1 protein-coding gene is annotated in these 12,864 nt (G+C 75.0%); it reads left to right on the forward strand.

The genetic code is table 11. From position 1 onward, the window contains the following. Position 1: 1 nt before the first annotated feature. Complete coding sequence (locus RI578_RS01435; RefSeq protein WP_310869285.1) at positions 2 to 12,862, forward strand: SDR family NAD(P)-dependent oxidoreductase; 12,861 nt, start codon at positions 2 to 4, stop codon at positions 12,860 to 12,862. Positions 12,863 to 12,864: the final 2 nt, after the last annotated feature.

Here is a 12,864-nt window from a genome sequence, read left to right on the forward strand (position 1 = left end):
CATGGAAGACCAGACGACGCCGACCCGAGTGCGGGCCTCCGCCGCTGTGGTCGAGACGTTCCGGCATGCCAGTGCCGATGACAATCCGCTGCACGTCGATGCCGACTACGCACGGCGCACCGCCTTCGGCGCGCCCGTCGTCTACGGGGTGCTCGGCACGCTCCTCGCCCTGTCCGGCCTGACGCCGCGGCCCGGCCGCAGCCCGGTCCGGATCTCCGCGCGCTTCCACGCGCCGGTGTACGCCGACCAGGACTACCTCCGCGAGATCGCCGAGGACACCGCTGAGCGCGCGACGGTCCGGCTCCGCGACGGCAGTCGCACGCTGCTGGAGGTGACGGCGGAGTTCGGCGAGGGCCCGGCCGCCGGCGAGGAGACCCCGGACGGAGCGGCGACACGGCGAGCGGAACCGCGCGACGCCGAGCTCACGGAGTTCGCCCCCGGCCTGCCGCTGGGCGAGGGCTACGCGCCCCGGTGGGACGGCGTCGCCCGCCTGGCCGACCAACTCGGCCTGCCGCAGCGAGGGCTCGGGCCGGTTCCGGTCGGGGTCCTGGCGTGGATCAGCTACCTGGTCGGCATGGAGGCACCCGGCCGGGCCGCCCTGCTGTCCGACTTCGAGGTGGAGTTCCGCGCGGCAGACGACGCCGGGCCGTTCACCGCCCGTGCCGAAGTGGCGGACGTGGCGGAGCGGTTCCGGATGCTGCGGCTGACCGGCACCGTCGAAGCGACCGGTCTGCGGGCCTCGGCCACGGTCCGCGCCTTCCACCGCGCGGATGTGCCACCGGGCGACGTCGGGACGCTCACCGCCGCGCTGCCGCAGGCGGAACCGCTGCGCGGCCGTACCGCCCTGGTCGTCGGCGCCAGCCGTGGCCTCGGGGCGGCGGTCACCCAGGCACTCGCACTGCAGGGCGCCGAGGTGTACGCCGGTTTCCACCGCAGCACCGAGGACGTGGCGCGGGCCGTGGAACGGGTCGGTGACGCGGGGGCACGCATCCATCCGCTGCCCGGGAACGCCGCCGACCCCGAGTGGGTCGCCGCGGCCCTGGACCGTATCCGTACCGAGCGCGGCGGCCTGGACCTGCTGGTGCTCAACGCCTGCCCCACGCCGGCCGAACTGCCGCTGGAACCGGCCACCTCACAGCGCGCCACCGACCATGTCACCCGGGCGCTGGCCCTCACCCGCGAACCCCTGGCCGGGCTCGCGGCCGAGGTCGCGGAGCGCGGCGGCCGGGTCATGGCCGTCTCCAGTGCGTGGACGCAGACTCCCCCGCCGGGCTGGTCCGCTTACGTGACGGCCAAGTTCGCGGTCGAGGGCCTCGTGCGTGCGGCGGCGGCGGAGCATCCCGGCGCCTCCTGGCTGATCGCGCGCCCGCCCCGGTTGCGTACCGCCATGACCGCCACCCCGCTCGGTGAACGCGGCGCGGCCGTTGAGCCGGTCGCCGCGGCGCTGGTCCGCGCTCTGGCCGGGCGCGCCGAGCCGGGCGAGGTCCGGGTACTGCCCTTCGCCGAGGACGGGACCGCGCTCACCGACGGACCGGAGCACCGCACGGCGGGCGACGACGGCACCCGCGAGCAGACCGCGCCCTCCGGGAAGCCGGAGGACGCCGCCGTCTCGCGCCCCCTCGACCTCGGCGTGGTCGCCACGTTCACCCTCGATCCGCTCGTGGAGCCGCTTCAGCACTGGTGCGACCGGCTGGGGCTCGGCCTGCGGGTCAGACCGGCCGACTACGCGCAGGTCTTCCAGGAACTCCTCTCCCCCGACGGCGTCTTCGCAACCGTCGAGCAGGGTGCCAAGGCCGTCCTGGTCCGGACGGAGGACTGGCCGCGGGACGAGAGTGGCCGCACCGCCAGCGAGTTCGCCGACGCGGTGCGCGCCCACGCGGCCCGCAGCCCGGTGCCGCTGCTGGTGCTGCTGTGCCCGCCGTCCCCCGCGCACTCCGACGGCTGTGGCCGGGACGCGGAACTGACCGCCGCCGAGCAGCTGATCGTCCGGGAGCTCGCGGGTGTCTCGGGCGTGCACGTGCTCGGTCGGGAGCGCTGGGCGGGCGGGATCGTCCCGGCCGGCGAGACCCACTACGACGAGGCGCGGGACGCTGCTGCGCACATCCCGTTCACCCAGGAGGGCTGCGCCGCCCTGGCGGCCGGCGTCGCCAGGGCCGCGCACAGCGCGCTGACCCCGCCCTCGAAGGTGATCGTCCTGGACTGCGACAACACGCTCTGGGGCGGGGTGGTCGGCGAGGACGGCCCGCACGGCGTACAGCTGGAGCCGGCGCACCGGGCGGTGCAGGAGTGGGCCGTGGCCCGCCGGCGCGAGGGCGTCCTGATCTGCCTGGCCAGCAAGAACGAGGCTGCCGACGTCGATGAGGTGCTGGCAGTGCGCGAGGACATGCCGCTGCGCGCCGAGCACATCACCGCCCGCCGGGTGAACTGGGAGCCGAAGGCCCTGAACATCGCCTCCCTCGCCGCGGAGCTCGACCTGGGGCTGGACAGCTTCGTCTTCCTCGACGACAACCCGGTGGAGGTGGCCGGAGTACGCGCCGCCCACCCCGAGGTCCTGGCGCTGCAACTGCCCGAGGACGGCGACGAGGTGCCCGCCTTCCTGGACCGCGTGTGGTCGCTGGACCGGCTCACCGTCACCGACGAGGACCGCAAGCGGTCCGACTTCTACCGGGCCCGGGGCGAGCGCGACGCGATGCTGCGCGACGCCGCCTCGTTCGCCGATTTCATCGCCGGCCTGGAGCTGTCGGTGGACGTCGCGCCGCCGACGCCCGAGCAGTACCCGCGGATCTCCCAGCTGACGTACCGCACCAACCAGTTCAACCTCTCCACCGTGCGCCGCGGCGAGCCGGAGATCCGGGCGCTGCTCGCCGACTCGTCGGTGCGGATCCGCACCGCCCACGTGCGGGACCGTTTCGGCGACTACGGCCTGGTGGGCCTCGCCATCACCCGGGAGGACGCCGACGGGGTGTCCGCGGTCCTCGACACGTTCCTGATGAGCTGCCGGGTGCTCGGACGCGGTGTCGAGCACGCCTTTGTCGCCGCTCTCGCCGGGGAGCTGGCCGAGGCGGGCGTGTCCGAGCTGGTCGCGCCGTATGTGCCCAGCGAGCGGAACACGCCGGTACGCCGCTTCTTCGACTCGGTGCTCGGCTCCTTCGCCGAGCCCGGCGAGAACGGCCGCGTCGTGTTCCGGGTGCCCGTCGCCGCCGTCTCCGCGGTGGCCTTCGAGCCAGATGAGGCGCAGCCGGATCCGTCGGCCGAGGCACAACCCGCCCGGAAGGCGAAGCCGTCCGACGGGGCCGTACGGGACGGCGTGCGCCGCCGCGCCCTCGTCGACCTGGCTCAGGACGCGGAACCGCTGTCGACCGTCCTGCGTGCCACCAGGCCCTCCGCCCGCCTCGCGGCCTCCGCCACACCGGAGCCGGCGCCTCCCGCGGCACCCGCCACGGGCGGTCTCGCGGAGGCCCGGGAGGCCGTGTGCTCCGTGGTCGCCGAGGTCCTGGGTCTGCCGCGGGCGGACATCGGGCCGCACACGCCGCTGGAAGCGATCCGTATGACGTCGCTGTCCGTGGTGGACGCGATGATCCGGCTGGAGAAGCGGTACGGACAACTGTCCAAGACCCTGTTCTTCGAGCACCGGACGCTCGGCGACATCGCCGCGGCACTGGCGGGGTCCGGCTCGGAGCCGGCACCCGCGGCCGGCGAGGGGCCGCCGCCTCCCGCCCCGGCCGCCTCCCCGGCCGTGGACCGCACCGCCCCGGTGTCCGCGACGGCGGCGCCGGACGCCGCGTCCGCTCCCGGACCCGTCACCGAACCGATCGCCGTCGTCGGCCTGGCCGGGCGCTACCCCGGTGCCGACAGCCTCGACGAGCTGTGGCAGAACGTGCTGCACGGCCGCAGCGCCGCCCGGCCGGTGCCGTCCGACCGGTGGGACCACGACGCGGTGTACACCCCGGAGGGCGGTCAGGGGCGCACGTACAGCGGCATCGGCAACTTCCTGGACGGGGCCGCCGACTTCGACTCGCTGTACTTCGGGATCGCCCCGCGCGACGCCGAGCAGATGGACCCGCAGCAGCGCGTCTTCCTGGAGACGGCGATCGAGGCGGTGCAGGACGCCGGGTACGACCGGCACACGATGGACCGGAAGACGGGCGTCTATGTGGGCGCCATGGCCGACGACTACCGCACGTTCAGCGCCAACGGCGCCGCCACCGGCCATTCCCCCTATCCTTACGCCGACAACTACGCCATCGCCAACCGCGTCTCGTACTTCCTGGACCTGACCGGGCCGAGCATGGTCGTGGACACCGCCTGCTCGGCGTCCGGCGTCGCGCTGCACCTGGCCTGCGAGGCGATCCGGCGGGGCGAGGTGGCGGCCGCGATCGCGGGTGGTGTGAACCTGGTCCTGCATCCGGTGCGGCACATCCAGTACGCGCAGATGGGCATGCTGTCGAAGGCCGGTGTCTGCCGCCCCTTCGCCGAGGAGGCCGACGGCTTCGTCATGGGCGAGGGCGCCGGTGCGGTGCTGCTGAAGCCGCTGTCGAAGGCGGTCGCCGACGGTGACCACGTCTACGGCCTCATCCGCGGCACGGCCGTCAACTCCGGTGGCCGCACCAGCGGGTTCACCGTGCCCAGCCCGGAGGCGCAGGCGGCGCTCGTGTCGTCGGCGCTGCGCTCGGCGGGCGTGGACCCGGCCACCGTCGGCTACGTGGAGGCCCACGGCAGCGGCACCTCCCTGGGCGACCCGATCGAGGTCCGGGCGCTGACCCGGGCGTTCGGCGCGCGCGAGCAGGCGGGCAGCTGCGCCCTGGGCAGCGTGAAGGCCAACATCGGCCACCTCGAGCCGGCCGCCGGCATCGCGGGGCTGACCAAGGTGCTGCTCCAGCTCAAGCACCGCGTCCTGCCGCCGACCCCGCACGCCGACACCCCGAACCCGTTCATCGAGCTGGACGGCAGCCCCTTCCGGCTCCAGACCGCCGCCGCGCCGTGGGAGCCGGTGGGTGTGGAGGCCGACGGCAGCATTCCGCCGCTGCGTGCGGGCGTCAGCTCCTTCGGCGCGGGCGGGGTCAATGCGCACCTCGTCGTCGAGGCGTACGACCGACCGGCCACGGGTGTGGAGGAGGACGCGGTGGGTACCGAGCTGTACGTCCTGTCGGCCCGCACGGACCAGCAACTGCGCACCACGGCGCGGCGGCTGGCGGCGCATCTGCGCGGGCCCGCCGGGCGGACCGTGCGTCTCGCCGACGTGGCGCACACGCTGCGTGTGGGGCGCGAGGCCCTGGACGTGCGTGCGGCGTTCACCGGGCGGGGCCGGGACAGCCTGCTGACGGTGCTGGACCGGATCGCGGACGGCGCCGAGGAGGGCTCCGGCGCGGTCCACACCGGACGGCTGGTCCGCGGCGGTCCGCTCGCCGGGCTGTTCACGGATCTCGCCGGCGGGCAGGATTTCCTGGCGTCGCTCGCCGCCCAGGGCGAGCTGAGCACCCTGGCCCGGCTGTGGGTCCAGGGCGCCGAGCCGGACTGGCCCGCCCTGCTGCCCGCCGCCCGTCGGACCCCGCTGCCCGCCTACCCGTTCGAACGGGTGCCGTACTGGCTGCCGTCGGCGGTGCTCGACCCGGCCGGCGCTCCCTCGGCCACGACCGGTCCGGCGACGCGCGCCGACCATTCCGCCGCCGTCTGGACACCGTGCTGGGAGGACGCCCCCGCGCGGACCACCGCCGGCACTCAGGCCCCGGCGACGGTCCTGGTGCTCGACGCCCCCGGCGCCGCGACCGTCGCCGAGGAGGGCCAGAAGTGGCCGTGGCTGCTGCTGCGGGCGGTGGAGCACCCCGCGGACGAGGTTCCCGACGAGGCCCCGGGCCTCGTGGTGCGCCGGGGCAACGCCGACGACCTGCGTTCCCTGCTGGAGCGTGCGGGCGCCGAGGGGCCCGTGGTGCTGGTCGACCGGCGCGGACTGGCGCCCGCCTCGCGAACGGGCGAGGACGCGGCGTCCGCGGTGGCCCAGCGGCTGCCCACCGATCTGGGCCGGGCGGTGTCGGTCGGGGCGCTCCCCCCGCTGACCTACGTCCAGGTGACATCGGCCGACCGGGAGGACCCGGTGGAACACGCGGTCGCGGCCTTCGGCCGTTCGCTGGCCCGCGAGACGAGCCGCTTCCGGCACGTCCGCGTCGGCCTCGCCGACGACTTCTCCCCATCCCTTTCCGCGCTGGTCGCCGAGGCGGACAGCACGGACGCCGAGGTGCGGATCGGCCCGAGCGGGCGTCAGGTGCTGCGCTTCACCGAGACCGGCCGGCCCGGGGGTGACGGAGGCCCCGGGTTCACGCGGGGCGGGCACTACGTCGTCACCGGCGGCGCCGGGGGCATCGGACGGCTCGTCGCGGTGCACCTGGCCGAGCGGTACGGCGCGAAGGTCACGCTCCTCGGGCGGTCGGCGCCGGGTCCGGAGCACGAGCGGTTCTGCTCCCAGTTGCGGTCCCTGGGCGGCGACGGACTCTACGTCCGGACGGACGTCACGGACCGTTCCTCGCTGGACACCGCGCTGCGCACGGCCCGGTCGCGGTTCGGCGCGCTCACCGGCGTGCTGCACGCCGCGGGGCTGATCGAGGACGCGCTGCTGCAGGACAAGGGCGACGAACAGGTGGCTCGGGTGCTGGCGCCCAAGACCACGGGGACGGCTCTGCTGGACGAGCTGACGGCCGAGGACCGGCTGGAGGCCTTCGTCCTCTTCTCGTCCGTCGTCGGCACGGTCGGCAACGCCGGCCAGTGCGACTACGCGGCCGCCAACGCCTACCTGGACGCCTTCGCCGTACACCGCACCGAGCAGGTCGGGCAGGGCAGGCGCAGCGGCCGTACCGCCTCCGTGGCCTGGCCGCTGTGGTCCGAGGGCGGCATGCGGCTGGACGCCGAGACCGCTTCGATGGCGGTCACCACGATCGGACTGGTCCCCATCGGGACATCGGAAGCGCTGCGGGTGCTGGAGGAGGCGGTACGGTCCGCGGCCCCGCGACTGTACGTCTCCTGCGCCGGCACCGAGCGCACCCGTTCGGTCCTCGGCCGGGCCGGGCTGGGCCCGCTGCCCGGCGTCGGGAATCCCGTGCTCGCCGACCCGGCCGACGCTTCGAAGGGCACCCGGCCCGTCGGAGGGGCGGCCAGCGAGCCGCTCCCGGACCGCGTCCTCACCCTGGTCGTGGCCCGGGTCGCCGAGGTCGCCGGGACCACCCCCGACCGCATCGACGCCGCCACCGAACTGGGCGCCTACGGTTTCAACTCCGTCCTGCTGACCACCCTCGCCAACCGGCTCAACGACACCTTCGGCACGACCCTGACGCCGGTGACGTTCTACGAGTTCCCGACGTCCGACGCGATCACCGCGCACCTGGTCGACCGGCACGCGGCGCAGCTGCCCGAGGCGTTGAGCGAGCCTGGGCCCGTGCCGGGATCGCGCCCGGAACCGGCGGTCGCGGAACCCGCGCTCGAGCCTGTCCCGACGCCGGTGCCCCGGACCCGGCCGGCGCGGTCCGCCGATCCGGCGGCCGGGGCGGACCCCGTCGCCGTGGTCGGTCTCGCCGGCCGCTTCCCCGGCGCCCCGGACGCCGAGACCTTCTGGCGGAACCTGCTGGCCGGGCGGGACATGGTCACCGAGGTGCCGGCCGAGCGCTGGAACTGGCAGGCGTACGACGGTGATCCGCGCCGGGACCCGGGCACCACCGACTGCCGGGCGGGCGGCTTCCTCGAATCGGTGACCGCCTTCGACGCCGCGCACTTCTCGCTTTCCCCGCGCGAGGCCTCCCTCATGGACCCCCAGCAGCGGCTGTTCCTGGAGACGTGCTGGCACACCCTGGAGAACGCCGGATACGATCCGGGGTCGTTCGCCGGGACCCGCACGGGCGTTTTCGCGGGTGTGACCCTCCACGACTACCTGGAGGTCCTGCGCGAGCACGACACCGACGTGGCCGGGCACACGGTCACCGGCAACGTGCACGCCATCGTCGCCAACCGTGTGTCGTACCTGCTGGACCTGCGCGGTCCGAGCGAGACGGTGGACACCGCGTGCTCCAGCTCTCTGGTCGCCCTGCACCGCGCGCTCGCGGCGCTGCGGTCCGGCGAGTGCGACGCCGCTCTCGTCGGCGGCGTCAACGTGGTGATGACGCCGACCTGGTACGTCTCGCTCAGCCGGGGCGGCATGCTGTCGCAGGGCGGCCGCTGCCACACCTTCGACAGCCGGGCCGACGGCTACGTACGCGCGGAGGGCGTCGGCGCGATTCTGCTGAAGCCGCTGTCCAAGGCCCTCGCCGACGGCGACACGGTGCGCGCCGTGATCCGCGGCTCCGCGGTGGGACACGGTGGCCGGGCGCACTCCCTCACCGCGCCCACTCCGCGCGGCCAGGCCGACACCATCGTGGCGGCCCTGCGCGACGCGGGCGTGCCCGCTGCTTCGGTCGGCTACATCGAGGCACACGGCACGGGAACCCGGCTCGGCGACCCGATCGAGGTCCAGGGCCTCAAGCAGGCGTTCGAACGGGCGGCGGACGGGGCCGACGTACCCGCGGGGTCCACGGTGCTCGGCGCGCTCAAGGCGTCGGTCGGGCATCTGGAGAGCGCGGCCGGCGTCGCCGGACTGATCGCGGCGGTGCACGCCCTGCGCGACCGCACCCTGCCGCCGGTGACCGGGCTCGCCGAACTCAACCCGTATCTGGAGCTGGACGGTTCGCCCTTCCGGGTGCTGCGCGCGGCTGAGCCGTGGACGTCGGCCGGTGACGCACCGCTGCGCGCCGGAGTGAGCTCGTTCGGCTTCGGAGGCGTCAACGCACACGTCGTGGTGGAGGAACCGCCGGCTCCCGCCGAGCGGGCCGGGGACCAGACGGGCCCGCAGGTGGTCGTGCTGTCCGCCCGGACCCGGGATCAGCTGCGCGCCTGCGCCGTGCGGCTGCGTGACTTCGCCGCCGACGGCGGCGTCCGCCTGGACGACCTGGCGTGGACCTCGCAGACCGGCCGCGCCCCGCTCGCCGAACGGCTCGCGGTCGTCGCCTCCTCGCTGCCGGAGCTGCGGAACCGGCTCGGCGCCTACCTGGACGACACGGGTGAGGCCGGAACCCCGGGTACGCACCTGGGCGGACCGCACCGGACCGCCGCCGACGGCCCCGCCGCCAGGCCGACGGACCCGGCGGACGCCGCCGTCCGCTGGACCGCTGGTGAGCCGGTCGACTGGACGGCGCTGCACGACGGGCCGCGCCGACGGGTGCCGTTCCCCGGATATCCGTTCGACCACAGCACCGAGTTCGGGCCGTCGGGCATGCCGACTCGGGGGGACTTGGACAGCGCGCGTCCGGTATCCGAGCCGCTGCCGACCGGCCCGGCTCCGGCCGACGAGACCCAGGACGTGGTGCCGGAGCTACTGATCCGGGACTGGGTCGACGCGCCACTGCCCGCCCCCGCCGACACCGGCCGCCGGCCTCTGGGCGTGCTGCTCGTCGCCGCGCGGGACACGCTCGGCTTCGCCGAGACCACCGCACACGCGGCGGGTGCGGAGAAGAGCGGCTGGATCGTGGTGCGCGAGCGGAGCCTGCTGCCCCACCTCGGTGCCGACGAGTACGACCTCGACCTCGCCGACCACGCGGCCGGACACGCTCTGGCGGAGCAACTGTACGAACGGTACGGCCCGCTGGACGCGGTCGTGGACCTGACGGACCTGTCCGGCGCCGGGGCGGAGACCGCGCCGCTGGAGCGCGAGGCAGCCCGGATCGGGCTTCTCCAGGAGCTGGTGCGCCGGGCCACCGCGGCCGGGCACGAACTGTCGGTGCTGCATGTCACGCGCGGCCGCCAGGCGCTGCGGCACGCCCGGCCGCAGGCGCGGGGCGGGGCCATGGCCGGGCTCGTCCGGGCCGTGGGCGCCGAGTACCGGGCGGTCCGCTCGGCCTCCGTGGACCTCGACCCGGCCGTCACCGGTCCGGAGGCGGTCCTGGGCACCGTGCGCGCCGAGCTGTCGGTGGTCACCCAGACCCCGACCGAGGTCTGCCTGCGTGGCACGGACCGCTATGTGCCCGGCCCGCTGCGCGTCCTGCCGGCCGGGCCCGGCCTCCCCGCACTCGACCCGGACCGCACCTATCTGGTGACCGGCGGCACCGCCGGCCTGGGCCTGGCGGCGGCCGAGCGGCTGGCCGAACGGGGCGCCCGCAAACTGGCCCTGCTCGGTCGACGGCCACTGCCGCCACGCGCCGAGTGGGAGCGGACAGCCGCGTCGGCGGACGTCGCCGGGGCCGAGGTCGACGCGCGCACGGCGGAGTTGGCGCGCACCGTCGCGGGCCTGGAGGCCCGTGGGGTACGAGTGCTGATCCACACCGGCCCGCTCACCGACCGCGGTGCCCTGACCGCCTTCCTGCACCGGGTGCGCGGTGAACTGGGGCCCGTCGCGGGCGTGCTGCACTGCGCCGGCTCGGTGGACCGCAGGCACCCGGCGTTCGTCCGCCGCTCGCCGGAGGCCGTGGCCGCGACCTGGGAGCCGAAGACCGCCGGGCTGCGGGTGCTGGACGAGTTGGTGCGTGCCGATCGGCCGGACTTCTTCGTCCTGTTCTCCTCAGTCTCCGCCGTACTGCCCCACCTGGGCGTCGGTCTCGGCGACTACGCCGCCGCCAACGCCCATCTGGCGGCCTACGCGGCCGAGCGCAACACGGCCGAGGGCCCCGGCGGCACCCGCTACCTCAGCGTCGCCTGGGGCAGCTGGACCGGCCTCGGCATGGGCGAGGTGAAGGCCGACGCGTACCGCGCGGCGGGCTTCGGGGCACTGACCCGCGAAGCGGGCCTGGAACTGCTGGAACGGGTGATCGCGGGTGGCGTCGACGGCGCAGTCGCGGCCGCGGTGCGCCCTGGCGACTTCCCGCCCGCCGCACGTCCCGGCCCCGGCCCCCTTCTGCCCGCCGCCGGCCCCATCGTCCCGGCTCCGGTTCCGGCCACGCCCTGCGGCGGCCCGGCGCAGGGGCCGCACAGCACGAACACCGAAGCAGAACACGATGAGAAGAAGAAGGAGCACCAGGTGACGACCTCGGACGGCGCCGTGAGCGCTGCCGTCAGGGCGGCGGTCGAGGAGTTCCTCCTCGACCTCATGGCCCAGGAACTGATGCTGCCGAAGGAAGCCGTGGCCCTCGACGCCTCCTTCGCCGATCTGGGGGTGGACTCCATCCTGATCGCCGGGATGGTCGGCAGGCTGGAGGAGCTGACCGACGCTCCACTGGACCCGTCGGTGGTCCTGGAGAACCCCACGGCCGCGCGCCTGGCCGCCTTCCTGACGAGTGCGTACCCGCAGGGCGTCCAGCGCTGGGCGACCCGGCGCGGCGCCGGCGACGAGCGGCCAAGCCTCGCCGGGACGGCCGCGCTGCCACGCACGCAGGGCGCCACCGCCCAGGGCCCCGGGCCCCGGCCGCTGGCCGTCATCGGCATGGCGAGCCGCTTCCCGGGGGCACCCGACACCGATGCCTTCTGGAGGCTTCTGGCCGAGGGCCGCAGCGCGATCCGCGAGGTGCCGGCGTCCCGGTGGAGCACCGCAGAGCTGTACGCGCCGGAGAAGCGGCCGGGTCACTCCCTCTCCCGCTGGGGCGGGTTCCTGGACGGGATCGAGGACTTCGACCCGGAGCCGTTCGGCATCGCGCCCGAGGACGCCGCGCATGTCGATCCGCTCATCCGACTGGTCCTGGAATGCGCCGAGCAGGCGGTTCGGAACGCCGGATACCAGCGCCCCGAGCTGGCGGGCACCCGCACCGGGGTGTTCGCGGCGGCGCAGACGGGGGCGTACGCGCCGCGGATCCGCGTCCCGCACCGCAACACCGTCACGGGCCTGAACCAGAACTTCGTGGCCGCCCAGCTCGCCCAGGTCTACGACCTGCGCGGCCCGCACCTGGTGATCGACACCGCCTGCTCCTCGTCGCTGGCCGCGCTGGCCCTGGCCGAGCAGTCCCTGCGGCTCGGCGAGTGCGACATGGCACTGGTCGCCGCGGCGGACCTGCTGCTCGACGAGATGCCGTACCTGAAGCTGAGCGCGTCCGGCGCGCTGTCCCCGGACGCGGAGTGCCGAGTGTTCGACGCGCGGGCCAACGGCCTGGTCCTCGGGGAGGGCGCGGGTGCCCTGCTGCTGAAGCCGCTGGACGCGGCGCTCGCCGACGGGGACCGGGTGTACGCGGTCGTGGAGTCGGTGGCGGTGAACAACGACGGCCGCACGATGGGCCTGACGACTCCGAATCCGGACGCCCAGGAGGACGTGGTGCGCCGGGCGCAGCGCGCGGCGGGCGTGGATCCCACGGCGATCGGTCTCATCGAGGCACACGGCACCGGCACGATGATCGGCGACCCGATGGAACTGCGTGCCCTGACCCGGGCGTTCGGCGACGCCGACGACCGCACCGGGTACTGCGCCGTGGGCAGTGTGAAGTCCAACATCGGACACGCGCTGATGGCCGCCGGCATGGCGGGACTGCAGAAGGCGGTTCTGGCCCTGCGGCACCGGATGATTCCGCCGACGCTGCACTGCGAGACGCCCAATCCCCGCTTCTCCTTCGACCGGTCGCCCTTCTACCCGAACACGGAGCTGCGGGAGTTCGTGCCGATCGGCGGTGTGCGCCGAGCCGGTGTCAGCGCCTTCGGCTTCGGTGGGGTCAACTGCCACGCCGTCCTTCGGGAGCCGACGGCGGAGGAGCTCGCCGCGCGTCCGGACGAGCGCCCGAGCCTGCCGCCGGCCGTCTTCAAGCGCGCCCGCCACTGGGTGGACCGGGAGACGGACACCACCGCCGCGGCTGTGCCCACCGCCCCCGTACCCGCCCTTTCCGCGCCCGCCGCGCACGCCGCCGCCGGCCCGATTCTGTCGCTCGAGGAGTTGAACTGACG

The sequence above is a fragment of the Streptomyces sp. BB1-1-1 genome (genome assembly GCF_031597775.1).
GTDB lineage: Bacteria > Actinomycetota > Actinomycetes > Streptomycetales > Streptomycetaceae > Streptomyces > Streptomyces thinghirensis.